A 25,366-nucleotide genomic window follows, 5' to 3' on the forward strand; every position below is an offset into this window, starting at 1 on the left:
CGGCAAGATGGAAGAACTCGATTCCAACGCTCCGAAGCCGCCGTCGAAGGTGCTGACCATCGCGGCCATCGCCGTGCTGACGCTGCTTGCCGGCGGCGGCGGCTGGCTGGTGGGCGGCCTGCTCGCACCACCGCCTCCGAAGGAGCAGGTGGAAGCGACCAAGGAGCCGGCCGCCAATGCGACCGGCGAAGAAGGCCTGCCGAAGGTAGCGACCGAAGCGAACGGCGTCGTCCAGCTCGACCCGATCACCACCAACCTTGCCTATCCCTCTGAAAACTGGATCCGCCTGGAAGTGGCGCTGCAGTTCGACGGCCTGCCTGACCCCAAACTCGCCGAGCAGATCCACCAGGATATCGCCGCCTACCTGAAAACCGTTTCCCTGCAACAAATCCAGGGACCACGCGGCTTTCAATATCTCCGGGATGACATCCAGGAGCGGGTTGACCTGCGCTCCGATGGGCGCGTAACCAATGTGATGTTCAGAACCTTCGTCATCCAATGATTCGATAAATGGTCCGGCTAGTCGCCTTTATAGTTGCCATGATGGCGATGTCCGGTATTGCCGGCGCCCAGAGCTTCCCCTCTGATATCCTGAATACGCCTATCGACGGCTCTGCCGCCTCGTGGATCATCCGCACCTTCGGTCTTCTGACCGTGCTGTCGGTGGCCCCCGGCATCCTGATCATGGTCACCAGCTTTCCGCGCTTCGTGATTGCCTTTGCGATCCTGCGCACCGGCATGGGCCTGGCGACCACGCCATCCAACATGATCATGGTTTCGCTGGCGCTGTTCATGACCTTCTATGTCATGGGGCCGACCTTCGATCGCGCCTGGCGGGACGGCATCGACCCGCTGATGAAGAACCAGATCACAGAGGCGGAGGCGATCCCCCGGATCACCGAGCCTTTCCGCGACTTCATGCTCGCCAATACGCGCGACAAGGACCTGCAGCTCTTCATCGACATCGCCAAGGAAAAGGGCCAGACGGTCGTCGTCGACGACAAGGTCGATCTGCGCGCGGTCGTGCCGGCCTTCATGATCTCGGAAATTCGCCGCGGCTTCGAAATCGGCTTCCTGATCATGCTGCCGTTCCTGGTGATCGATCTGATCGTCGCTACCATCACCATGGCCATGGGTATGATGATGCTGCCGCCGACGGCGATCTCGTTGCCGTTCAAGATTCTCTTCTTCGTCTTGATTGACGGCTGGAACCTCCTCGTCGGCAGTCTGGTGCGCTCCTTCAGTTAGAGCTGTCGCACGGAGAGTGCGCGGCGCGCTAGCGACGGCGACAAATCAAAAGCTCAAAGAGAAGAGCCGCATCCCGAAAACCGCGATGCGCTTGCCTTCGGCGCATGGCGCTCCGGATCATCCGCGCCATCGGGCTTTGCGATCCTCGAAACGGGACAACAAAAAAGGCAGCGCCGCGGCGCTGCCTTTTGTCTTTCAGGGATGATCGCCGTTCAGCGTTCGAACGACCCGATGCGCGGCGGCAATGCCGGAACGTCGATGTGATCAGGTGCCAGTCCGCGCTTGGCGCGGTCGGCCATCATTTCGTAGCCCGTTTCCAGGTGCTGGCAGAAACGCTCCGCATCGAATAGCGGCATCCGGAACCGGTTCTCGTCCAGCCTCTTTCGATAGTCGGCGATCTTGTCACGGTTGTTGTAGAGCGCGACAGCTTCCTTGACGTAGTCCTCCGGCCCCGTGGCCACGAGTTCCGGCACGCCGATGGCGTTCAGCAGGCTCTCGCTCACGCGTGAAGCGAAGTTCGTGCCCTTGAAGGACAGCACCGGCAGGCCTGCCCAGAGCTGTTCGGATGTGGTCGTGTGGCCGTTATAGGGATAGGTGTCGAGGCCGAGATCGGCGAGCGGAACGCGGTCGACGTGGTTCTGGTAGGCGAACTTGCCGCAGATGACGATGCGCTTGGTATCGATGCCGGCGCTTTTGAACTTGGCCAGCAGATTTGTGCGTGCATCCGCCCTGTCGCACAGCACCCACAGCAGGCTTCCGGGCGTCTGGCGAAGGATGTCGATCCAGAGATTGACCGTCTGAAGCGAAATCTTGCGATTTGCGTTGAAGGAGGCAAATACGAATGCATCCTCGGGAAGGCCGACATCCTTGCGCGACATCGCCCGGGGCCGGGCGCGCTCGTAGGGATCGTTGGGCTGGTAGGTCTCCGGCAGGCGGCAGTATTTTTCATAATAATGCGCCTTGCTGCTGTCCGGAAGCACACAAGGGTCGCCGATGATGTAGTCGAGATCGACGTTGACGGTGGTCCCAGGGAAGCCCAGCCAGCCCACCTGCACGGGCGCTGCAGCCCGGTTGAAGATGGAGACTCGGCTTTCGAGCGTATGCCCCTTCAGGTCGACGAGAATGTCGATATTTTCCTGGCGAATGACATGCGCAGCCTCGTCGTCGGAGAGGTCGCCGATCTCGACGATCCTGCCCCATCTTGCGCGTATGTCCTGGTCGCGCGCCGCAAGCGCGCTCTTGGTATGGCAGAAGAGGGTGACGTCGAAGCGCGTCTTGTCGTGCGCCATCAACACCGCCTTCAGCAGCTTCATCGTCGCATGGTCGTCCCAGAAGTCGGCGGAAACATAACCGATGCGAATGCGCTCGCCCCAGCGGTGCGGCGCGGCGCGGCGTACTTCCGTCAGGCTGCTCGGGAACGGGTTGAGCTGTGCGCCGGCAACCCGGTTGAAGCTTTCGTCGCCACACCAGGTCGCATGATAGTAGGGCGCTTCAGCTGCAAGAATTTCGGTCTGCCCGGCTTTCAGTGCCCGTTGGATGTCGCGTTCGTGCTTCTCGACCTCGGCATAGTCGTTGGCCTCACGCGCATAGACGAGATGGGCCGACCGCAGCGTGGTGTTCTTCGGGTTGTTGCGGAAGAGATTGGCGAGCGCGTCACGATCTTGCAGATCGTTGATTTCGGCGGTCAACAGCTTGAAGGCAAGCGCATTGTGCAGACGGTTGGTGCTCAGGGTCAGCGGCGCCTTGAAAAGCCCCAGGATTTCCTTTTCGCCGCGCTTGAGGAAGATCGAGGCGATGATGAAGGCGATCTCGGCATCTGTCTTGGCCTTCTCCAGAAGCGGCAGTCCGATGCTCAGTGCCTCGTCCTCCTGCCCGTTCGCGAAGTAGAGTTTCATGGCGTCGGTGAGGTAATCTTCCGCCCGCGAGCCGCCGGCTTCACCGGCGAGCTGGTAGGCACGGGCCGCCTCAGCCTTGAAACCGAGTTTCACGAGGACCTTCGCCAGAAGCACATAGGTCTTGGTGTCGCGGTTGATCTCCATCAGCACATTCAGCTGGTTGAGCGCGTCCGTGTACTGCCCCTTCTGGTATTGCCGGGAGGCGGTCGAAAAGATGGCTTGGGCGTTCACTAAGAGCTCCGTCGAAGAGGCGCGGCGACCGGCGCCGGCTTGCTAGTCCTTGTTCGAAGCCGAGTTTACCCGGGGGAGCTTGCCTCAGGCAGGAGCGAACCACCGTCCGACACATCTTTGCTGGCGGCAGCGGGGCTGTGATCTCAGCATCCGTGGCAGCATTAAAGTCTTGTTAAGTATAAGTTATCTCGGCCCAAGCTGCCTTGGGCATTTAATCAATTCGCAAGCTTTGCACGCGATAGTCCCTTTCACATGACGGGTTTGGTTTCTTCCGAGATAGTTGGAACCGAGTGGCATGAAGCCGATCCGCCATCACCGGGAAGTCCGGTATGTCCCCTAAATCGTCTAAAGTAATCAAGGGACACTCTAATGACGAGCATCATCACCAATTCTTCCGCCATGGGCGCACTCGCCACCCTGCGTTCGATCAACTCCTCGATGGAAACCACCCAGGAGCGTATTTCGTCGGGTCTGCGCGTCGGCACCGCGGCTGACAACGCTGCTTACTGGTCGATCGCGACCACCATGCGTTCGGACAACAAGGCCCTCTCGGCTGTTCAGGACGCCCTCGGCCTCGGCGCTGCCAAGACCGACGTTGCTTCGTCGGCCATGGAAAACTCCAAGGACGTCGTCGACGAAATCAAGAAGAAGCTGGTAACCGCCAGCGAGCCGGGCGTTGACAAGAGCAAGATCCAGAAGGAAATCAAGGAGCTGCAGAACCAGCTCGTGAGCATTGCCAAGTCGGCCTCGTTCTCCGGCGAAAACTGGGTTTACACCGACCCGAACAACGCTGCCGGCACGAAGTCGGTCGTTGGTTCGTTCAACCGCGACGCCAAGGGCAATGTCAGCCTGACGACGCTGCAGTACGACACCAACAAGAGCTCGCTGATCGAAGTGAACGCTTCGGGTGCCAACGTCACCAACGGCACGGGCCTGCTCTCCAGCAACATCTCCTACACCGACACGACCGGTGCGACCGTATCGCTGACCTTCAGCGTTCTGTCGCTCGACATCACCAGCATGACGAACGGCGCTCTGTCGCAGGCTCTGTCGGGTGTTGACTCGGTCCTGACCCAGATGACCGACGCTGCCGCCGACCTCGGTGCGCTCAACAGCCGTATCGATCTGCAGAAGGGCTTCGTCGAAAACCTCTCGGACTCGATCGAGAAGGGCGTTGGCCGTCTCGTCGACGCCGACATGAACGAGGAATCGACCCGCCTGAAGGCTCTGCAGACGCAGCAGCAGCTCGGCATCCAGGCACTGTCGATCGCCAACTCGAACTCGCAGAACATCCTGTCGCTGTTCCGTTAATCGACGGGTTGAAAGGGGGCGGGCCACGGTCCGCACCCGATGCAAAATACGAAACCGCGCTTCGCAAGAGGCGCGGTTTTTCTTTGTCGCCAATGCACTGATAAAACTTCGAAAAGTTTCTCTGGGTTTTAGGGTTCGTTAACCACGATGGTGTTTGTTGTAACCATCGAAACGACGGGTTGACCCGAACAGATTAAAGCGTCAGCAGGCATGAGGCTGACCGTCGTTTCCCGGTAATCCCGGAATGTCCCTTTCCATTTCATCTTTGCCAACAAGGGGCACTCAGCCAATGACGAGCATTCTGACCAACTCTTCCGCCATGGGCGCACTCGCCACCCTGCGTTCGATCAACTCCTCGATGGAAACCACCCAGGAGCGCATCTCCTCGGGTCTGCGCGTCGCCACCGCGGCTGACAACGCCGCTTACTGGTCGATCGCGACCACCATGCGTTCGGACAACAAGGCCCTCTCGGCCGTTCAGGACGCCCTCGGCCTCGGCGCTGCCAAGACCGACGTTGCTTCGTCGGCCATGGAAAACTCCAAGGACGTCGTCGACGAAATCAAGAAGAAGCTGGTAACCGCCAGCGAGCCGGGCGTTGACAAGAGCAAGATCCAGAAGGAAATCAAGGAGCTGCAGAACCAGCTTCTGAGCATTGCCAAGTCGGCCTCGTTCTCCGGCGAAAACTGGGTCTTCACCGACCCGAACAACGCTGCCGGCACGAAGTCGGTCGTTGGTTCGTTCAACCGCGACGCCAAGGGCAATGTCAGCCTGACGACGCTGCAGTACGACACCAACAAGAGCTCGCTGATCGAAATGAACGCTTCCGGCGCGTTCGTCACGACCGGCACGGGCCTGCTCTCCAGCAATATCTCCTACACCGACACGACCGGCGCGACCGTAGCGTTGACCTTCAGCGTCATGACGCTCGACATCACCAACATGACGGGCGGCGCTCTGTCGCAGGCTCTGTCGGGTGTTGACTCCATCCTGACCCAGATGACCGACGCTGCCGCTGACCTCGGTGCGCTCAACAGCCGTATCGATCTGCAGAAGGGCTTCGTCGAAAACCTCTCGGACTCGATCGAGAAGGGCGTTGGCCGTCTCGTCGACGCTGACATGAACGAGGAATCGACCCGCCTGAAGGCTCTGCAGACGCAGCAGCAGCTCGGCATCCAGGCACTCACGATCGCTAACACCAACTCGCAGAACATCCTGTCGCTGTTCCGTTAATCGATCGACCGAACATGACGGGCGATCCTCGCCCGTCACTTCGAAAAGAAGCCGCACATCCCCCGTGGATCGTGCGGCTTTTTCGTTTTGCGCTCCGGTATTCCATGCCCGCCAGGCGTACCGTATGCCGCCGGCATTCGTTCCATGGGTGACGGTACGCATCTTAACGCTTCGTCCATCTTCCCTTATTTTTGTTCACCTTTGTTACCGACTTCCTAACGGCATTAACCATTTGTTAACTATGAGATCGTTACATATTGGTTAAGAGCGAAGGGTCGCCTCCAGGGCAAAACAGGGGCGATTCGCATGATGCCAGTCCCATCGCTGCCGGTAACACTCCGGAATGTCCTTAGGAATTCATTCGGGACAGGTGACCAATGACAAGCATCATGACCAACACCGCCGCCATGGCGGCTCTCCAGACATTGCGTTCGATCAACTCCGACATGGCGGAAGTCCAGGACCGCATCTCCTCGGGCTACCGCGTGCAGACGGCTGCCGACAACGCCGCCTATTGGTCGATCGCGACCACCATGCGCTCCGACAATGCCGCGCTCTCCACCGTTCAGGACGCCCTCGGCCTCGGCGCCGCCAAGATCGACACGGCCTATGCGGCGATGAATTCGTCGATCGAGGTCGTCAGCGCGATCAAGAGCAAGCTCGTCGCGGCGAGTGAGCCGGGCGTCGACAAGCTGAAGATCGACAAGGAAATCACCGAGCTCAAGAACCAGCTTATCTCGGCCGCCCAGTCCGCATCCTTCTCCAGCGAAAACTGGCTCTACAACGCCGCCACAGCTCCGGTCGGCACGAAGTCCGTCGTGGCCTCGTTCAACCGTGACGCCAACGGCAATGTGTCGGTCACGACGCTCGACTTCGACACCTCGCAGTCGATGCTGATCGACAAGCAGAACGCGAGCCGAGGCATCCTGACCAGGAACTACGACGCCTCCCAGCTCACCTCTCCGCCCGGCACGGCGGGCGCGCGCCTGTACCACCTGATCGGCGCACCGGCGACGACGCCGATCGGTACGACGGCGGAAGTCAAGCTGACCGCATCGACGACGCCTGCCGAAATGGCCGATATGATCAGCGTCGTCGAACGTATCCTCAACCAGCTGACGGACGCCGGCTCCACGCTCGGCGCCATCACCAAGCGCATCGAGTTGCAGGAGGGCTTCATCGCCAACCTGATGGATACGATCGACAAGGGCGTCGGTCGTCTCGTCGATGCCGACATGAACGAGGAATCGACACGGCTGAAGGCGCTGCAGACGCAGCAGCAACTGGGCATCCAGGCGCTCTCGATCGCCAACACCAATTCCGAAAACATCCTGCGCCTGTTCCAGCAGTAAGGCGCAGCGGAGGACAGCGGCCGGAAGCGGCCGCCGATCCGCCAAACTGAGCCCATCACCCCGCATGCGGGTAACGGCACTTTGAGTTCTGCCACGTCGTCGGTCACGGCACCCGGTGGAAACGGTTGGACCGCGCTAATTGCCCTGGCGCGGTCCAACACATTCATTTTCGCACAAGTTTGACCGAATAGCCTTCCCTCGCAGTCCTGTCGGATGACTGCCGGCCAAAATGACCTTTGCGCCGCCGCCTGCATCAGATCGCTCCGGGAACAACCGACCCCGGATCACGCTGATGTACGTCAAGAATGCTGGGTCTGCCGTATCCGACGGTCGGGCCCGAGGGAGACATGTCAGCAGTGCCAGGAGCAATGGAAGTCCGCGCCAGGGAGCGCCACCTCTCAAGCAGATGGGGATCGCCGCATTGCCGCAGGTCCGCTGCAGGGGGCCGGCCATGAGTGCAATGCTCTCCCGTTATCTCAAGGACTTCAGCGCACCGAAAGTCGAGCTGTCGTTGATGCCTCCGAAATATTTCCCCGATCTGGATACCGACTATGCCGATGGCGAGCGCCTCGGCGCGAGACCAGCCATGCCGGAAATCGATATCGACGCCGAACGCCGGCGCGCCTTCGCCGAAGGGCGGGCCGAGGCGACCGCCGAACTCGTCTTCGAACAGGAAAAGCAGATAGCCGAACTTCAGGCGGCGCACGCGGCCGAACTCGAGGCGCTGACGCGGCGCTTCGAAGAGGAAACCGCGATCCGTCTCGCGCTGCGCATCGACGAAATGACCGAGGGGCTTGCCGTCGCACTCGGCGATCAGGCCGCCCGCGTGCTCGCGCCCGTCATGGGCGATGCCCTCATGCAGCGCGCCGTTGCCGATATGGCGCAGATGCTGCGCCAGGGACTTGTGGCCGGCGAAGGCTGCACCATCGTCGTCAAAGGCCCGGCGTCTCTCTTCGAGGCGCTGAAGCGCCAGCTCGGAGAAGACATGCCGTCCTTGCGGCACGTCGAATCCGACGATGTCGATCTCGCCGTCGAGATGGATGGCACCATCCTCGTGACGCGCATGGCCGCTTGGGCCGATACAGTTCGGAAAGTTCTCGCATGAGCGACGAAAACCACCACAACGGCAAGCACGAGATCATCATCGTCAAGCGCCACAGCGGCAGCCATGATGGTCACCACGGCGGCTCCTGGAAGATCGCCTATGCCGACTTCATGACGGCGATGATGGCCTTCTTCCTCGTGATGTGGCTGATCAATGCCGCCAACGAAGAGACGAAGGCGGCGATCGCTTCCTATTTCAACCCGGTGCAATTGACCGACCAGAAGCCTGCCGAACGTGGCCTGAAGGACCCGGCCAAGGATGCGCAGGGCGAAGAAACGCAGCAACGTTCGAAGGTTGACGGCGAGCAGGAAAAGTCCGGTGGCTCGGCCAAAACCGGCGATCAGCTGACGGCGACGTCGGGCGAAGAGACGAAGTACTCCGACGCCGACTTCTTCGAAAACCCCTATTCCGTTCTTTCCGAGATTGCGCGCGAGGTCGGCCAGCAGGCCAACATCAGCGTCAAGGGCGAGGGCGGTGCGGCCCAGTCCGGCCCGGCCACCGGCGCCGATGGCGGCGAAGCCTATCGTGACCCGTTCGATCCGGACTTCTGGACCAAGCAGGTCGAAGTGAAGGACGCCGGCAACACTGCCGAAACCGTTGCTGCCCTTGCCGACAAGTCGACGGAGCCCGCAGGCGCGACGCCGGCCGTCAAGAAGTCTGAGGCGGACGCGTCGCAGGAGCCGCATGAAGCGGCCGACAAGCAGGCCGGTGACGGCAAGGACACCGATACGGGAGCTGGCAAGGACCCGGCGGACGCCGCAGCTGGCGAAAAGCCGAAGACCGAGGTCGCCGAGGCCGACGCCAAGGAGCAGGCGGCCGAACTTCAGGCCGAGTTGAAGAAGCAGCTTGCCGGCGAGGCGGGTCAACTGGCCGAGGGACTTGTCGTGACACCCGCTGAAGGTGGCCTGATGGTGACGATCAGCGAGCGGACCGATGCGCAGATGTTTGCCATCGGCTCGGCCGTGCCGCAGAAGGAACTGGTACTGGCGATGGAAAAGATCGGCCGTCTGCTGGCTGAGCGTCAGGGTGTGGTTGCAATCCGCGGCCATACCGACGGCCGTCCCTTCAAGGATGGCACTTATGATAACTGGCGCCTCTCCGCCGCCCGCGCCCAGAGCGCCTATTACATGCTCGTCCGCGGTGGCCTGAAGGAAGATCGCGTCAGCCAGATCAGCGGCTTCGCCGACCGGCGGCTGCAGATCCCCGGCGATCCCTACGCCCCGGGTAACCGCCGCATCGAGATCCTCTTGCAATCGGCTCCGGGTTAAGCGCCATGCTGAGACGCCTGCGAACCGCTCTGATGGCCTGCTGTGTGCTGGCGACCCCCGTTTTAACCGGAGGTGCCAGGGCGAACGATATCGAGGAGCTCGCACCCTTCAAGATGATCCGGTCGCTGCAATATGTGCAGGACTCGGTCGTCCTTGGCGACCATTCGGCGATCGAAATGCAGCGCTTCATGCTGGGCGCCATCGACAAGCGCCTGCGTGCGGCCGACGCGGCGGTCTTCCGTGATCCGCGCAACGTCGATGCGGCGCTGGTCTATGCCATGAGCGGCGGCAATCCGGAGACGCTGAAGTACCTTGCGGATCACGATGTGGCCGGGAACTTCGATTCCCGCGTCACCGAGGCGCTGACGCAATATCTGAATGGCAAGGGCGGCCTGATCGTCGAGAGCCTGTCCAAGGCCGCGCCTGAGTACCGCAGCGCCCGCATCGGCCCCTATCTCTACCTCATCCTCGGCAACGCGACATCGCAGCAGGATCCTGTGGGCGCGATGAAGTACTACGACTGGGCCCGTCTCGCGGCCCCGGGTACGATCATCGAAGAGGCTGCCCTGCGTCGCTCGGTTTTCCTCGCGGTGCAGGCGGGCGACGCGGACAAGGGCTTCCGCTATGCGCTGACCTATGCCCGCCGCTACCTGACCTCCCCCTATGCCAGCCAGTTCGCGGATGTCTTCGTCGAACTCGCCGTCGCCCATTTCGATGGCGGGGCGCAGGGGCGAATTTCGGAGATCCTGGGTTTCATGGACGCGCCGCGCCAGCGCGAAGTCTTCCTTCGCGTCGCCCGCCGCGCGGCGATCGCCGGCAAGCAAGAACTCGCAAAGCTCGCGTCTGAACGCGCCGAGGCGCTCGGCGCAGACGGCGCGCCGCAGCCGAAACTGCTTGCCAGCTTCTATGCCGGATTGGCCTCGGTGCCTTCCAATGACGTGTTTGCCGCGACGGCGAGCCTGGCGGCGATATCGGATGCGGAGCTTTCGCCGCGCGACCGCGCCTTGCGCGACGCTGCAAAGGCGGTTGCGGACGCCGTCGTCCGGCCACCTGTCGGTGAAAGCCTCACGCAAGCGTTTGCGTCTAAACCCGATAGACCGGTTGAGGCGAACGCGTCGGCCGCAAGCGAGGAAACTGGCAGCGGCATGAGCCCCTTTGGAAGCGGGCAGACCCCGGCGGTTGCGCCGGAGACCGTGGCCGCATCCGGCGCTGACGAGGTGGCGGACCCGAAGCACGATGGCTTCGTGGCGAAAGGACGATCGAAGATCGAAGAGATCGACGCTCTCCTGAAGGGAGAAGACAAATGAGGGCTGAGGACACCCTGCGCATGCCTCCGACACCTGTCGGCACGGGAAGCGGACGAGCGGGCGGCAAGGAGCAGGCCGGTGGTGCATCGGCCGGCGCGTTTGAAGATGCCGTGGCCAATGCCGGGCGGCAAAGAAACAACGACCAGCCGGGTTCAGGCAAAGGCGGCAACGACGCCGCTGCCGGCAGCGACGCGGAGGCGGGAGCCTTGATCGACAAGGACAATATTGCCAAGGCCGCGGGCAGGGCTCTGACACGCAGCATCAGCCTTGGTCGCAACGACCAGTTCGACGAACACGCGCTGCGCGACCATTTCCAGGCGGCCGAGCGCGGCGTTGGCGGCAAACGTGCCGTCGACAAGACCGATCCGGCCAAATCGGCTGCCGTGTCCGATGATCTGGCTCAAGTGGAGGTCGATGAAGAACTCGCCAAGCGCATTGCCACCTTGACGAAAGGCATTGGCAAAGCGCCGGCAGATGGCGCCTCGGTCGATGGCGACGTCAACGCCGGCGGCGAGGGCGCTGAAGCCAAGCAGACAGCTACAGCGATGGACGATCTGCTGACGCTGCTGGGCGGTGCCCAGGCGACGCAGCCTCAGGGACAGGCGGCGGCCGCGCGCCAGGCAGCGGATGGCCAGATTGAAGGCGCGGCGCCCGTTGCCGGTGGCAGCGAGCATGGCGCGAAAGCCGAGGCACAGGCGGGCGAGAACGACCCCGACCGGCTCTTCCGCTTCGCCCGGGCTGACGGCAAGGGACAGGCCGTTTCCATGAGTCTCTCGAAGGACGGTGATGCGGCGTTCGACGCTGCCCGCTCGCAAGGCTCCGCCAAGGTCGAGAATGTCACCGTGCTCGAGGCCCGGCGTTATCTCGGCATCTCGATGAGCCCGAACACCAGCGCCGTGGCAGACGCCATCGCCGGTGAGGCCACCACTTCCCTGCAGCCAAGTGCTGCACTCGGTCAGCCGGGCGCGTGGACGCAGGCCGGCAAAACGCTCAACACCCTGAAGATCCAGCTTCACCCGATCGAGCTTGGCCTTGTCACGGCCACGCTGCGCCTGAAGGATGACGAACTGCAGGTCGAGCTGAAGGTCGAGAACGGCGACGCCTTCCGGCAGTTGCGCGACGACCAGAACGACTTGGTCAAGGCGCTGCGCGCTCAGGGCTTTGCGGTCGATCAGGTGAACATCGTATTCAACTCCGGCGGCGACACGTCGTCCGGCGGCGGGTCGCAGGCGCAGGCCCAAGCCCAGGCCGGGCAGCAGGGCCGAGAACGCGCCGATGGCAACGGCCAGGGACGACAGCAGCGACAGGACGACAGCCAGTCTTCGGCGGCGGAAAGGTGGGTTGGCAATGGCGGGACGGACGATGCGGCTGCCGGCACTGAGCGCTCTCGTACTGGTCACGTCTACATGTAGCGCTTTTGCCAGCGCGGACGCAGGCGTCTGCGAGCGCGAGATCATCAGCGCAGCGGCGAAGTACGATATCCCGGCCGGGATCCTCTATTCGGTCGGGCTGACCGAAACCGGCCGCAAGGGATCGCTTCAACCCTACGCGATGAACATCGAAGGCAAGGCCTATTTCGGTAGCAGCGAGCAGGACGTTCTGACCCAGTTCGGCAACGCGCGGGCACAGGGTGCCAAGCTCATCGATCTCGGCTGCATGCAGATCAACTATTACTTCCATGGCGAGCATTTCAGCTCGCCGCAGGAGATGCTTGACCCGCGCAAGAATGTCGAATATGCCGCGCGCTTCCTGGCCAATCTCCATGCGAGGCACGAGACCTGGACAATGGCCGTTGCGCGCTATCACGCAGGCCCGAACAACGACCCGGCGCAGAAGAAATATGTCTGCCGGGTGATCGCGAATCTCGTCGCGACCGGCTACGGCAAGTGGACGCCGAACGCCACGCAGTTTTGCCAATAAGCAACCATCAATTGTATTAGCATCCCATTTGCCGCATTGTGGCGACAATGCGCGGACAATGTGACCGCAAGCGATTTGTCGTAGTCCGTTAACTTTTCCACATTATTTTAGTGCCGCCTTGAGGCGGGTGCTACTAGATATAGATCAAATCGGCGAAACATGGTTAATCAATTATTAATTCCACCCAGTAACTTCCTCTAGTTGTTCATGAATCCCTCGATTCGTACCTCTCAATCAGTGCGGAGCCATACTGATTCGGAGGCGGGCGAATGATCGTAGTGGTTGATGAAAGAGAGCTGGTGAAGGACGGGTATACGTCCCTCTTCGGACGTGAAGGTATTCCCTCGACGGGTTTCGATCCCAGGGAGTTTGGAGAGTGGGTAAACGCGGCTGCCGATTCGGATATCGATGCCGTGGAAGCCTTCCTGATCGGGCAGGGCGACACCACCTTCACGCTGCCGCGGGCCATCCGCGATCGCTCGATGGCACCGGTCATCGCGATGAGCGACACGCCGTCCCTCGAAAACACGCTTGCACTCTTTGATTGCGGCGTCGACGACGTTGTGCGCAAGCCTATCCACCCCCGCGAAATCCTTGCCCGCGTCGCTGCGATCCGCCGGCGCCTGAAGGCGATCGCCAACTTTACCGACATTGGTCCGATCCGCGTTTTTGCCGACGGCCGCGATCCGGAAATCAACGGCGATGTCTTCGCCCTGCCGCGCCGCGAGCGCCGCATTCTCGAGTATTTGGTCGCAAACCGCGGCCGTCGCGTCTCCAAGTCGCAGATCTTCAACGCGATCTACGGGATCTTCGACGAGGACGTCGAGGAAAACGTCGTCGAAAGCCACATCAGCAAACTGCGCAAGAAACTGCGCAAGAAGCTCGGTTTCGACCCGATCGATTCGAAGCGTTTCCTTGGCTACTGCATCGACTGGAACTGAGCGCCACGCCGATGGGCGGGCACTGAACCAAGACAGGTTCACGCAAGGCCCGCTTCCTAGTGTCGCCGTAACAAGGAAATGAGGATCCGATATGAGTCTCTATGGCAGCATGAGAACGGGTGTGTCCGGTATGAACGCCCAGTCGAACCGTCTGGGCACGGTCGCCGAAAACATCGCGAACGCCAACACGACCGGCTACAAGCGCGCCTCCACTGAGTTCTCGTCGATGATCCTGCCTTCGGGCGGCGGCAACTACAATTCCGGCGGTGTCGAAACGCAGGTGCGCTACAGCATCTCCCAGCAAGGCGGCACCAGCTATACGACGTCGGCGAGCGACCTTGCCATCAACGGCGGCGGCTTCTTCATCGTTTCGGGCAATGGCGGTGAGAACTTCCTGACGCGTGCCGGCTCCTTCGTTCCGGACAAGAACGGCAACCTCGTCAACACCGCCGGCTTCACGCTGATGGGCTACGAGTACAAGGCCGGCGTCGATCCGACCGTCGTCGTCAACGGTTTTGACGGCCTGGTACCGGTCCAGCTCAAGGACGAGGGCCTGGTCGCCGCTGGCTCGACCAAGGGTACGATGGAAGCAAACCTGCCGTCGGGCGCGGCCGTCAACGATCAATCGAAGACCTCGATGGTTGTTTACGACAGCCAGGGCAACACCCGCATCCTCGATTTCACCTACACCAAGACAGGTCCGAACGCCTGGGGCCTGAGCGTCGTCGATCGCACATCGGGCACTACAGTCGGTACCCAGACCATGACGTTCGACGCGGCCGGCAAGCGCATCGGCGCCGTCCCCGCGACGCTGACGACGACGGCCATCAACAACCTGCCCGGTACCGGCGCCAACCTTGGTGCGATCACGATCGACACCTCCAAGACCACACAGCTCGGTGGAGACTTCAGCAGCACCGGCGGTGGCATCGACGGCAGCAAGCCGAGCAAAATGTCGGGCTTCGAGATCGACAAGGAAGGCATCGTTTACGTCAAGTATGGCGACGGCAACCTCATCCCCAAGTTCCGGATCGCCCTTGCGACCGTCCAGAGCCCGGACAAGCTGCAGCCGCAGTCCGGCAACGTCTACTCGCAAGGGGCGGATTCAGGCGTTATTGTCACCGGTTTTGCCGGCTCTGGCGCTTTCGGCAACATCCAGTCCAAGGCACTCGAAAACTCCAACGTCGACATCGCCAACGAGCTGACCTCGATGATCGAGGCGCAGCGCAACTACACGGCAAACTCCAAGGTGTTCCAGACCGCCTCGGACCTGCTTGACGTGCTTGTCAACCTGAAACGGTAATTGAAAGAGATACGGTCCGCGTCATGTCGCTGTCCTCCGCAATATCCATCGCACAGCAGGCCTTCAGCAACACGGCGCAACAGACCGCGATCGTGTCGAAGAACATCGCGAATGCGGGCAATGCGGATTATTCGCGTCGCCTTGCCCTCTTGGGCAGCACCGGCAACGGCGCGCAGGTCGTATCCATCTACCGGGCACAGAACGAGGCGCTGCTCAAGCAGAGCATCGCCAGCATCGGCGAAGCCTCCGGCCAGGCGCGGCTTCGCGATGGCCTGGAACTCCTGAAATCGGCTCTCGGCGGTAACAACTACGAGACTGCGCCGTCAAAGCTGCTGTCGGAGTTTCGCAACAGCCTGCAGACGCTGGCCTCGACCCCGGGCAACAAGACGATTGCGGCGGCAGCGGTCACCAGCGCCCAGGACCTTGCCGATTCCCTGAACAAGACCTCTGCCGCCGTGCAGAACATGCGCGAAGATGCCGACAAGGAAATCGCCCTTGAGGTCGACAAGCTGAACAGCCTGCTTGCGGACTTCGAGCGGGTGAACAACGAGGTCAAGTCGGCGACTGCATCCGGTGGCGATGCGAACGATGCGCTTGACCAGCGCGACAAGATCCTGAAGCAGATTTCGGAGATCGTCGGCATCTCCACCGTTACGCGCGGCAACAACGATACGGTGATCTTCACCACCGACGGCACGGTGCTTTTCGAGAACATTCCGCGCCAGGTGACGTTCGCGCCGACAACGACCTATGATGCGACCGTCACAGGCAACAAGATCTTCGTCGACGGCGTACCGATCGCCCCCGGAAGTGGCGCAGATACGACCGCCAAGGGCAAGCTTGCGAGCCTCGTGCAGCTGCGCGACGACATTGGGCCGAAGTTCCAGTCGCAGCTGGACGAGATCGCCCGTGGTCTCGTCGAGCTTTTCAAGGAAGGCAACCCCAGCGGGGTGCCGCCGGTTCCCTACCAGCCGGGCCTCTTTACCTGGGGAAGCGCGGGTGTGCCGGCTGCCGGCACCGTCGTTCCCGGACTGGCATCGAAGATCACTGTCAACGCTCTGGCCAAGGCCAACCCGCTTCTTTTGCGTGACGGCGGCTTCAACGGCGTTGTGTCGAACCCTGGCGGTGCGGCAAATCCGAGCCCCGGCTACACGGGCCTTCTCGACGGCTTCATCAACAAGATGGGCGAGAACATGACGTTCGACCCGTCGACCGGTCTCGACGGAACCAGCAGCCTGCTGAACTTCGCGACCGGGTCGGTCGGCTGGCTGGAGCAGACCCGAAAGACGGCATCGACCGCCGACGACAACAAGCGCGCTATGCTGTCGCGCACCCAGGAAGCGCTCAGCAAGCAGACCGGGGTCAGCATTGACGAGGAACTGTCGCTGCTGCTCGATCTCGAACAATCCTACAAAGCATCGGCCAAGCTGGTGAGTACCGTGGACGCCATGATGGCGGCCTTGATGGAAGCTGTGAGGTAATCATGAAGACGTCCTACGTTTCTAATCTGGCGATCCAGACCGCCATGCGCATGACGATTCAGCAGAACCAGATGGATCTGCTGAAGGCGACCCAGGAGCAGACGACGGGTCGGCACTACGACGTCGGCTTGACGCTTGGTGCGACGGCGTCGCGCTCGCTCAACCTTCAGCGCGAGATCGACCGGCTGAACTCGATGAAGAGCACCAACTCGGTCGTAACCCAGCGCCTCTCCGGCTCGCAGGGTGCGCTGGAAACGATGGCGAAAGCGGCCGAAAAGGTGCGCGACACGCTCGTTACCTACAAGGGCAACGATGCCGCGAGCCAGCTTAAGATCCAGAAGACCGAGATCTTGGGCGCGCTGCAGACCTTCACTGCCGCCGCAAACACGTCCTTCAACGGCGAGTTCCTGTTTTCGGGCATCAATACCGACGCCAAGCCTCTCGCCGACTACACCGCTACGTCGGCGGCAAAGACTGCCTTCGACGCTGCGTTTACGGCGTTCAAGACCGCCAACAGCATCACGTCCGACGACCAGATCACCGTCACCCAGATGCAGGACTTCATCAAGAATACGGTCGAGCCGATGTTCACCGGTACGGGCTGGGATGCAAATTGGTCGGACGCATCCAGCCAGAACATGACGAGCCGGATCAGCGCCAGTGAAGTCATCGAAAGCTCGACCAACGCCAATACCAACGGCTTCCGCATGTTTGCCATGGCAAGCGTAATCACGGCCGAGCTGATGGACAAGAACGTGACCCCCGAGGTGCGGGCGGCGATCGGTGTCGAGGCGTTGCAGTATGTAGAGCAGGGCATCGCCGGCCTCAATGCAGAGCGCAGCCAGCTCGGTATTTCGGAATCGCGGGTGAAGAAGGCGAACACCTCGATCGACGCGCAGCTCAAGCTGGTCAACACGCATGTCGCCGACCTCGAAGGCATCGATCCGATCGAGACATCGACCCGGATCAACACGCTCAAGGTGCAGTTGGAAACGTCCTATACACTAACGTCGCGACTACAGCAGATGAGCTTGCTCAATTTCCTCTAGTGTGAGGAGCCGGACAAACATGAAGGATGTCTGAATGTACCAATTTTCCTATGCCGAGATCATGGAGGACGGCGTCGCCGACTCCAAGAATCGAGAACGGCAGGTACTCGATCGCTCGATCGCGCTCATGGAAGCAGCGAAACAGCAGAAAGGGTATTCGAGAGAGGCCATCGAGGCCATCTACTTTACCCGGCGCCTGTGGATCCGTTTCATCGAGGATCTGCGTGCACCGGAGAACCAGCTGAACGAAGAGCTGCGCGCCAATCTGATTTCGATCGCCATCTGGATACTCAACGAGACGGAAAAGATCCGCAAACGCGAATCCTCCAACTTCCAGGGCATAATTGACATTACCACCATCATCAGGGATGGACTGAAATGAAGAGCACACTGCGTATCTCGCTGAAGTCGGGCGAACGGATTTTTGTAAACGGCGCGGTGCTGCGCGTGGACCGGAAGGTCGCGGTCGAGTTCCTGAACGATGTGACGTTCCTGCTCGAAAACCACGTGCTGCAGCCGGAAGACGCAACGACGCCGCTGAAGCAGCTCTATTTCATCGCGCAGATGATCCTCATCAATCCGGAAGGCGCCGAGCAATCGACCGCGATGTTCCGCAAGTCGATCGTCATGCTGCTCAACTGCTTCAAGAACGAAGAGATCCTTGCCGAGCTGAAGCGCGTCGACGGGCTGGTGACCAACGGCCGCGCCTTCGAAGCGCTCAAGGCGATCCGCGGCCTCTATGCAATCGAAGACCGCATTCTCAACACGCAGGAAATCACGCCGGCAACGGTCGAGCAGATTCGCAAGGAGATCGCACCATGGCGGTAAGCGGCGTCAGCAACAACGGCTACACCCCGAATGTTTCGGCCCAGGATTCGGGCGGCGACGCCGCAAAGGCATCGCTCAACTACGAGAGCTTCCTGAAGCTGCTCGTCGCCCAGATGAAGAATCAGGATCCGACGCAGCCGATGGATGCGACGCAGCAGATCGCCCAGCTTGCGACCTTCTCGCAGGTGGAGCAGACGATCAAGACCAACAAGAACCTTGAAAGCCTGCTGCAGCGCACGTCGCTGAGCGAGGCAGACGCCGTCATCGGGCGCACCGTCACCAGCGAAGACGGCAAGACCACTGGCGTGGTTAAGGAAGTGAAACTATACTCTGACGGAATCATTGCGGTGCTGGATAACGGCAAGGAGCTTGTTATCGGCCCGGGCGTCAAGGTGAAGTGATAACTCCATGAATGAGGCGGATGCCCTCGATATTGTACAGGCCGCGATCTGGACCGTGATCGTGGCCTCAGGGCCCGCCGTTCTCGCCGCCATGGTTGTCGGCGTCGTCATTGCCTTCATTCAGGCGCTGACCCAGGTCCAGGAAATGACGCTGACCTTCGTCCCGAAGATCCTTGCCGTCATGATCACGGTTGCCGTGTCCGCGCCCTTTATCGGCGCCCAGATTTCGATCTTCACCGACATCATCTTCTCGCGCATCCAATCCGGTTTCTGAGGCCGCAGCGCCAAAGCTGTTCGCATGCGGCGCCATGAAACCCTCGCGCAAGCTTGGGTCGCTATCTCCGTCTCTATAGTGGGGCAGCGCGTGTGAATGCTGCCTTGATCTCATGATGAGACGGAAGAGACATGGCACAGCAAGCAGCGCTGATCATCCCGAAAGTAGCACCGAAGGGCCGGGACGTCGGCTTCGCGCTCGGGATCGTCGCGATCCTGTCGATCCTCTTCCTGCCCATCCCGCCCTTCCTGATCGACATGGGGCTCGCGTTCTCGATCGCCTTTTCCGTGCTGATCCTGATGGTCTCGCTGTGGATCCAGCGTCCGCTCGAGTTCTCCTCGTTCCCGACCATCCTGCTGATCTCGACCATGGTGCGCCTGGCGTTGAACATCGCCACCACCCGAGTCATCCTTTCGCACGGCCACGAGGGCCACGGCGCTGCCGGCGGCGTCATTTCCGGCTTTGCCAGCCTCGTCATGTCCGGCGATTTTGTCATCGGTCTGATCGTCTTCCTGATCCTCATCACCGTGAACTTCATCGTCATCACCAAGGGTGCGACGCGTATCGCCGAAGTCGGCGCGCGCTTCACCCTCGATGCGATCCCCGGCAAGCAGATGTCGATCGACGCCGACCTGTCGGCGGGCCTGATCGACGAGAAGGAAGCACAGCGCCGCCGGCGTGAGCTCGAGGAAGAAAGCTCCTTCTACGGCGCCATGGACGGTGCTTCCAAGTTCGTGCGCGGCGATGCGATCGCCGGCCTGATCATCACCGCGATCAACATCTTCGGCGGCATCATCATCGGTTACCTGCGTCATGGCATGCCGATCGGCGAAGCGGCCGACGTTTTCGTCAAGCTCTCGGTCGGCGACGGTCTCGTCTCGCAGATCCCGGCGCTCATCGTCTCGCTCGCCGCCGGCCTTCTGGTGTCGCGCGGCGGCACGGCCGGCTCCACCGACCAGGCGGTCGTCGGGCAGCTCGGCGGCTATCCGAAGGCGCTGATGGTCGCCTCCGGTCTTATCATTCTCCTGGCGGTCGTTCCCGGCCTGCCGTTCCTGCCCTTCGCCGTGCTCGGCGGCGGCATGGCGTTCCTGAGCTGGCTCGTGCCGCGCCAGATCGAGGCTGCCAATGCCGCGCGTCGCGCCGAAGAGGCGGCCAAGGTCCAGCAGACCAAGGAAGGCGAGCAGGACTCGGTCAAGTCGGTGCTGAAGACCGCCGAGATCGAGCTGCTTCTTGGCAAGCAGGTCTCGACCCGCCTGCTTGGCGCGCACCAGGAACTCGCCTTCCGCGTGGGCAAGATGCGCCGCAAGTTTGCTGGCCAGTACGGCCTCGTCATTCCGGAGATCAAGGTTTCGGACGACATCAGCATTCCGGACAAGGCTTACCACATCCGCATCCACGGCACGACGATCGCGTCCAACACGGTGCGCGTCGGCGAAGTCCTGGTGGTCACCGGCGGCGGTCGCCGGCCGAGTGTTCCGGGCGACGAGATCCGCGAACCCGCCTTCGGCATGCCGGCGGTCTCGATCCTCGAAACCTTTACCGAGGACCTCAAGCGCGAAGGCTTCCATCCGATCGATAACGTCTCGGTGGTGTTGACGCATTTGAGCGAAGTGATCCGCAACAACCTGCCGCACCTGCTTTCCTATAAGGACGTCAAGGTGCTGATCGAGCGGCTCGATCCGGAGTACCGCAAGCTCGCCGACGAAATCTGCACCTCGCACATGTCCTATTCGGGCCTGCAGGCGGTGTTGAAATTGCTGCTTGCCGAGCGTGTCTCGATCCGCAACCTGCATCTGATCCTTGAAGCGGTCGCCGAACTCGCGCCGCATGTGCGCAAGACTGAGCAGATCGTCGAGCATGTGCGCGTGCGCATGTCGCAGCAGCTTTGCGGCGACCTCGCCGACAACGGCGTCCTGCGCGTGCTCAGGCTCGGCAACAAGTGGGACATGGTCTTCCACCAGGCGCTGAAGCGCGACGCCAAGGGCGAGGTCGTCGAGTTCGACATCGATCCGCGTCACCTCGAAGAGTTTAGCGAGCAGGCGACGAAAGTTATCCGTGAACATCTCGATCGCGGCATGCCCTTCGTGCTGGTAAGTTCGCCCGAATCCCGTTCTTATGTGCGCATGATCATCGAGCGCCTCTTTGCCACATTGCCCGTGCTCTCGCATGTCGAGCTTGCCAAGGGCCTTGAGATCAAGATCATCGGCTCCATTTCATGATCACCGACCCGGAGGGCACGGTGCTGGCGCTGTTTGCGGCCTTCTGCCGGATCGGCGGCTGCATCATGATCATGCCCGGGTTCTCCAGCGCGCGCGTTCCGATGCAGGTGCGGCTGTTCATTGCAGTCGCGGTTTCCATGGCGATCCTGCCGGTCATGTGGACGGACATCTATCCGCAGGTAACCGGCAAGGGGCACAGCTACATCTATTTGATCGCCGCCGAGACGGCGGTCGGCGCGGTCATGGGCCTTGTCGCCCGCTACTATGTCCTTGGACTGCAGTTCACCGGAACGGCGATCACCATGTTGATGGGCTTTGCCTCGCCGCCATCGTCGGATGTGATCGAAGATACGCCCGAAAACCAGGTGACCAGCTTGATCAGCTTCGCCGGCCTGATGGTGCTGTTCATGCTGGATTTCCATCATGTGATGATCGAGGCGATCGTTCAATCCTATCGGGCCATGCCGATCGGCACTCCCTTCGATCCGCAGGGTGTGCTGATCACGCTCACGGATTCGCTGGCGCAGATCTTCATGATCATGTTGAGGCTCGCGAGCCCCTTCATCATCTATGGCCTGCTTTTCAACGTGGCGATCGGCATGGTGAACAAGCTGGCGCCACAGATCCCGATCTACTTCATCTCGCAGCCCTATCTGATCATGGGCGGCTTGTTCCTGCTCTATCTCGGTATCGCTGCGATGCTGCGCCTGTTCGGCGACGGTTTCGCGCTGGTCATGCAGGGAGGATAGCGGCATGAAGACCCGCTCGCAGAAGCTCAAGCGCCTGGTCGCCGTCCAACGCCATCTGGAGCAGATGGCGGAGGCGGATTTCGTCGAGATGGTGCGGCAGCGCGAGGTTCTGGCTGAGACGATCGATGTCGTCGTCGATGCCATGGGCTCGGCTCATCCGATGCACCGCATGTTCTCCGGCCACTATTCCTCGCAGATCGGACGGCTTGTGCAGAAGGACCAGATGCTGCACGGCATCCAGCAAACGCACGAGGCGCGCATGCTGACGGAGCGCGCGAAAGCCGACCGGCTCGAGGAAAACATGAAGGAGGCCCGCCAGTCCGAGGACCGCGAAGAGGCCGACAATTCCATCTACGACCTGATCGATCAACACGTTACGGGCAACGCGCCAGCTTCCCGTAAGCTTGACGGGCGATAGTACGTTATTCCCGGTTTGCTCCGATGGCGGAGCGGATCCGGGCCGACCAATGCCCAGGCTCGATTTTGAGAGGATTCGTCATGGCCATCTCTCCGCCCAGCGATCTGGTGATGGATGTCGTGCGCGCCGCCGACCCCACCGAAGTGCAGGAAGCGCAGGCGCGGTTGAAGGCCAACCGTGCCGCGTTCAAGGCGACGAGTCTGGCGGAAAACGGCAACGGCTTTGCCGCTGCCGTCAACGTTCTCAATCTGTCGCCGGAAGGTTCGAGCGGGCTCGGCGACCTCAACAACCGCGTCGAACAGAAGAAGATTCCGGAGACCTATCGCAAGTTCGAGGCCATGGTGCTGCAGAACTTCGTGAAGTCGATGCTGCCGACCGAAAGCGAGAACGTTTTCGGCAAGGGCAATGCGGGTGATATCTGGAAGAGCATGATGGCCGAGCAGATCGGCGACGTGATCTCCAAGAGCGGTGGCATCGGCATTGCCGAACAGCTCGCGGGCGCCGAAGGCACCGATCGGGTTCAGGCATCGCTGGACGGTAACAGCCGAAACCTCGCCGCAAGCCTCGTGCAGGAATACGAGCGCAAGACGCTGACCGGCTTTACGACCGACAACGACAAGAACAAGCAAGCCTAGGGCGGGTGGGGGAACTGCTTGCAGTTTTCCGTCCGCACTTCGCTCTAATTCATAGAAATAGTTCGCGCTTGAGAATCCGGTCGATCCGACCAGAAATCATCGTGATCCAAATGGGAGTTGATTCATGGAAGCCATGGCATCCAATGACGTCCGGATCCAGAACGTGCTCGGCCGCCTGGAAATGATCCTCGACAACGAGAACAGCCGGATCGGCATCGACCCGGAATTCGATATCAAGACATCGAACGCGCACAAGAGCCGTTGCCTCTACGAACTGACGATGCTGCACCGTGACATGCTGCCGGGCGAAAACTCTTCGGCTTTCTCCTCGCATGCTCTGCACCTGCGCGAAAAGCTGTCGGTCAATTCGCAGAAGGTCGAGGCCCATCTCGAAGCCGTTCGCGCCGTCGTCGACCTCCTGAAGACCGCCGCCCAGGATGCCGATGCGGACGGCATCTATTCCGAAGCGCAGTTCCGCTATAGCGATTTCTGATGCTGAAGCTCGTTTTCACCGGGGTCTGGGTCTGCGCGGTCACGCTCGGATCCGTCTACTTCTCGATGCAAAGCGCCTCCGCGCCCGCCGTCCCGGACGGCGAGGCTGCCCGGCGCGCATCGGAGCAATATGTTCCCGGTGAGATGATCACCATTCCGGTCATCCGGGATGGTTCCGTTCAGGGCTACTTCCTGACCAAGCTTTCCTTCTCCGCCACCAAGGAGGGGATCAACAATCTTCGCGCGCCACTGCGCCAGATGGTCACCGATGAACTCTACGATTTGCTCGTCGGTTCGAAATTCATCGACATCGCCGACACCGGTACGTTCGACCTGCCCACCTTCAAGACGACGGTAAAGGACGGCCTGAACAAGAAGCTCGGCGACGAGGTGATTACCGAGGTGCTCGTCGAGCAGCTCGAATATCTGACCAAGGAAGACGTCAAACGCGTCGCCAACAGCCAGAATGTGCCGCGGCAAAAGCCGGTCCCGATCACCGACAAGAACGGCAACGTCGCCGGCGACAAGTTGCCTGAAGGCGCCGTCAAGGCAAGCAGCGCGCACTGATGATTGTTGGAAGGGACGCCCGGGTGGGTTTCCGCTCGGCCGCTTGCCCTCGACGAGGCGGTATCCGTCAGTTCTTTTCCGGGGTGCGGTACTGCTCGTTGATGAGGCCGAGTTCCGCCATCAGCCGGCCGATCGCCACATAGAAGTGGTATAGTCCGGCCGCTGCCAGCCCGCTCTTGTTCCACAGTTCCAGCCCGCGCGGCACCGATGCGCCAAGCAGCGCCAGCGATTTGCCGAAGGTCCTGAGCCGGCCTTTGAAGCTCGGGTCACGCCGATGTTCGAGCATCGTCGAGATCGCGCCGTTCCTGAGGCTGCGCGCCCGGATCCAGGATGCGCTGGTGCGGCGGGCGGGCACGGTCTCGGCAACCCAGGCGTCGGTTGCCCAGGCAAAGGAAAACCCTTTCGCCTTGCAGCGGCTGTAGAAATCCGCATCGCCGCCGCCGATGAAGTTGAAGGCGGGATCCAGGAAGGGTTGCGGCATCGCGTCCAGCACTCCACGCGTAACGAGCACGTTGCCGGAGGAATAAAGGATGGGCACCGGCCCGGTCGCGTCATAATGGGGCGTGAAGACCGGATGGCGTTTCCACTTCTGCCCGCCATCGCCTTCGAAAACCGGAAGCTGCGGGCCGCCGACCATATCGGCACCGGTCGTTTCCTGTGCCGCGATGAGGCAATCGAGCCATTCGGGCGCCGCCACTTCGTCGTCGTCGATGATCGCGATCGCCTTGAGGTTCGGGTAGGTTTGGAGCGCCGTCGCCCAACCGGCATTGTAGGCGTGGCAGTTTCCGCGCTGATGCGCGACGATCACGACAGAATCCGAAGGATGTCCCAGGAAGAAGTCTTTGGCCGCCGCAGCCCCGGCCAGCCCGTCGGCATCGTTTTCGACGACGACCGTGGCGTAGGAGATGTCAGGCCTTTGGGAAACAATGGTTTTCAGCGTCTTGACGACATGATCCGGCCGACGGAACGTCGGCAGCACGACGACGAGTTCGATGTCGCCGGCGTCTTCCAGCTCTGTCCGGAAGTAGACGGAAATGTCCTGGCCGGTCGTCGTCATGGCGAAACCTGTAGAAGCAAAATTGTGTCGCAATACAGCAGATCTTCCTAAACAGATGCTGAACCCTGGCGGCAGATTTTGAAA

General features: G+C 61.3%; 26 protein-coding genes. 24 read left to right on the forward strand and 2 right to left on the reverse strand.

Going from position 1 to position 25,366, the window contains the following annotated elements; all coding sequences use genetic code 11:
* The first annotated feature begins 7 nt into the window (after positions 1-7).
* On the forward strand, positions 8-502 hold the full coding sequence (locus tag FA04_RS01410; RefSeq protein ID WP_034796896.1) for a flagellar basal body-associated FliL family protein: 495 nt from the start codon (positions 8-10) through the stop codon (positions 500-502).
* An 8-nt stretch (positions 503-510) separates the two neighbouring features.
* On the forward strand, positions 511-1,248 hold the full coding sequence (gene fliP / locus FA04_RS01415) for a flagellar type III secretion system pore protein FliP (protein ID WP_034796894.1): 738 nt from the start codon (positions 511-513) through the stop codon (positions 1,246-1,248).
* 212 nt (positions 1,249-1,460) lie between these two features.
* On the opposite strand, the gene FA04_RS01420 is transcribed toward fliP, so the two are convergent.
* On the reverse strand, positions 1,461-3,374 hold the full coding sequence (locus tag FA04_RS01420) for an O-linked N-acetylglucosamine transferase, SPINDLY family protein (protein WP_034796892.1): 1,914 nt from the start codon (positions 3,372-3,374) through the stop codon (positions 1,461-1,463).
* Positions 3,375-3,743: 369 nt separating this feature from the next.
* Here FA04_RS01420 and FA04_RS01425 point away from each other — a divergent pair, with 369 nt between their 5' ends.
* From FA04_RS01425 to FA04_RS01530, 22 genes are all read left to right on the forward strand, one after another.
* A complete protein-coding gene (locus tag FA04_RS01425; RefSeq protein ID WP_064816979.1) occupies positions 3,744-4,685 on the forward strand; it encodes a flagellin N-terminal helical domain-containing protein in 942 nt (313 codons plus the stop codon).
* 289 nt (positions 4,686-4,974) lie between these two features.
* Positions 4,975-5,916, forward strand: a complete 942-nt coding sequence (locus tag FA04_RS01430; RefSeq protein WP_064816980.1) for a flagellin N-terminal helical domain-containing protein — start codon at positions 4,975-4,977, stop codon at positions 5,914-5,916.
* Positions 5,917-6,293: 377 nt separating this feature from the next.
* The gene (locus FA04_RS01435; protein ID WP_034800723.1) at positions 6,294-7,268 is read left to right on the forward strand and encodes a flagellin N-terminal helical domain-containing protein; all 975 of its coding nucleotides are present in this window, start codon (positions 6,294-6,296) and stop codon (positions 7,266-7,268) included.
* A gap of 451 nt (positions 7,269-7,719) precedes the next feature.
* A complete protein-coding gene (locus FA04_RS01440) occupies positions 7,720-8,373 on the forward strand; it encodes a hypothetical protein (RefSeq protein ID WP_034801362.1) in 654 nt (217 codons plus the stop codon).
* Positions 8,370-9,641, forward strand: coding sequence for a MotB family protein (locus FA04_RS01445; RefSeq protein WP_034800725.1), 1,272 nt, complete (start codon positions 8,370-8,372; stop codon positions 9,639-9,641). Before FA04_RS01440 ends, FA04_RS01445 begins: the two co-directional genes overlap by 4 nt.
* A 5-nt stretch (positions 9,642-9,646) precedes the next feature.
* The gene (gene motC, locus FA04_RS01450; protein WP_034800729.1) at positions 9,647-10,948 is read left to right on the forward strand and encodes a chemotaxis protein MotC; all 1,302 of its coding nucleotides are present in this window, start codon (positions 9,647-9,649) and stop codon (positions 10,946-10,948) included.
* A 20-nt stretch (positions 10,949-10,968) separates the two neighbouring features.
* Positions 10,969-12,360 (forward strand): flagellar hook-length control protein FliK, encoded by a 1,392-nt coding sequence (fliK, locus tag FA04_RS01455; protein WP_234798728.1) that lies wholly within the window; start codon positions 10,969-10,971, stop codon positions 12,358-12,360.
* Positions 12,311-12,868 carry a transglycosylase SLT domain-containing protein gene (locus FA04_RS01460; RefSeq protein ID WP_034800733.1) on the forward strand — a complete coding sequence of 186 codons (558 nt, stop codon included), beginning with the start codon at positions 12,311-12,313 and terminating at the stop codon, positions 12,866-12,868. Before fliK ends, FA04_RS01460 begins: the two co-directional genes overlap by 50 nt.
* Before the next feature lie 269 nt (positions 12,869-13,137).
* Positions 13,138-13,809 (forward strand): transcriptional activator Rem, encoded by a 672-nt coding sequence (gene rem, locus FA04_RS01465; protein ID WP_034800735.1) that lies wholly within the window; start codon positions 13,138-13,140, stop codon positions 13,807-13,809.
* 91 nt (positions 13,810-13,900) lie between these two features.
* Positions 13,901-15,112: a flagellar hook protein FlgE gene (locus tag FA04_RS01470; protein WP_034800738.1), complete on the forward strand. Its 1,212-nt coding sequence runs from the start codon at positions 13,901-13,903 to the stop codon at positions 15,110-15,112.
* Between the two features lie 23 nt (positions 15,113-15,135).
* The gene (gene flgK / locus FA04_RS01475) at positions 15,136-16,593 is read left to right on the forward strand and encodes a flagellar hook-associated protein FlgK (protein ID WP_034800740.1); all 1,458 of its coding nucleotides are present in this window, start codon (positions 15,136-15,138) and stop codon (positions 16,591-16,593) included.
* Positions 16,594-16,595: 2 nt separating this feature from the next.
* Positions 16,596-17,642 carry a flagellar hook-associated family protein gene (locus FA04_RS01480; RefSeq protein ID WP_034800742.1) on the forward strand — a complete coding sequence of 349 codons (1,047 nt, stop codon included), beginning with the start codon at positions 16,596-16,598 and terminating at the stop codon, positions 17,640-17,642.
* Between the two features lie 34 nt (positions 17,643-17,676).
* A complete protein-coding gene (gene flaF, locus FA04_RS01485) occupies positions 17,677-18,024 on the forward strand; it encodes a flagellar biosynthesis regulator FlaF (protein ID WP_034800744.1) in 348 nt (115 codons plus the stop codon).
* Complete coding sequence (gene flbT / locus FA04_RS01490) at positions 18,021-18,470, forward strand: flagellar biosynthesis repressor FlbT (protein ID WP_034800746.1); 450 nt, start codon at positions 18,021-18,023, stop codon at positions 18,468-18,470. Before flaF ends, flbT begins: the two co-directional genes overlap by 4 nt.
* Entirely contained in the window at positions 18,461-18,871 is a 411-nt protein-coding gene (flgD, locus tag FA04_RS01495) for a flagellar hook assembly protein FlgD (RefSeq protein WP_034800748.1), read from the forward strand. The genes flbT and flgD overlap by 10 nt, the downstream gene beginning before the upstream one ends.
* A gap of 7 nt (positions 18,872-18,878) precedes the next feature.
* Positions 18,879-19,145, forward strand: a complete 267-nt coding sequence (gene fliQ / locus FA04_RS01500; RefSeq protein ID WP_034800750.1) for a flagellar biosynthesis protein FliQ — start codon at positions 18,879-18,881, stop codon at positions 19,143-19,145.
* A 131-nt stretch (positions 19,146-19,276) separates the two neighbouring features.
* Positions 19,277-21,364, forward strand: a complete 2,088-nt coding sequence (gene flhA, locus FA04_RS01505) for a flagellar biosynthesis protein FlhA (protein WP_034800753.1) — start codon at positions 19,277-19,279, stop codon at positions 21,362-21,364.
* Positions 21,361-22,113, forward strand: coding sequence for a flagellar biosynthetic protein FliR (fliR, locus tag FA04_RS01510; RefSeq protein WP_034800756.1), 753 nt, complete (start codon positions 21,361-21,363; stop codon positions 22,111-22,113). Before flhA ends, fliR begins: the two co-directional genes overlap by 4 nt.
* Before the next feature lie 4 nt (positions 22,114-22,117).
* Complete coding sequence (locus FA04_RS01515; protein ID WP_034800758.1) at positions 22,118-22,531, forward strand: hypothetical protein; 414 nt, start codon at positions 22,118-22,120, stop codon at positions 22,529-22,531.
* A gap of 80 nt (positions 22,532-22,611) precedes the next feature.
* Complete coding sequence (locus FA04_RS01520) at positions 22,612-23,166, forward strand: rod-binding protein (protein WP_034800760.1); 555 nt, start codon at positions 22,612-22,614, stop codon at positions 23,164-23,166.
* Between the two features lie 124 nt (positions 23,167-23,290).
* Positions 23,291-23,659, forward strand: coding sequence for a hypothetical protein (locus FA04_RS01525; RefSeq protein WP_034800762.1), 369 nt, complete (start codon positions 23,291-23,293; stop codon positions 23,657-23,659).
* Positions 23,659-24,225, forward strand: coding sequence for a hypothetical protein (locus FA04_RS01530; RefSeq protein WP_034800764.1), 567 nt, complete (start codon positions 23,659-23,661; stop codon positions 24,223-24,225). The genes FA04_RS01525 and FA04_RS01530 overlap by 1 nt, the downstream gene beginning before the upstream one ends.
* A gap of 67 nt (positions 24,226-24,292) precedes the next feature.
* Here the strand turns inward: FA04_RS01530 and FA04_RS01535 are convergent, their stop codons facing one another.
* Positions 24,293-25,282: a glycosyltransferase family 2 protein gene (locus tag FA04_RS01535; RefSeq protein ID WP_034800766.1), complete on the reverse strand. Its 990-nt coding sequence runs from the start codon at positions 25,280-25,282 to the stop codon at positions 24,293-24,295.
* Between the last annotated feature and the right edge of the window lie 84 nt (positions 25,283-25,366).

It is taken from the genome of Ensifer adhaerens (genome assembly GCF_000697965.2).
GTDB classification, from domain to species: Bacteria; Pseudomonadota; Alphaproteobacteria; order Rhizobiales; family Rhizobiaceae; genus Ensifer; species Ensifer adhaerens.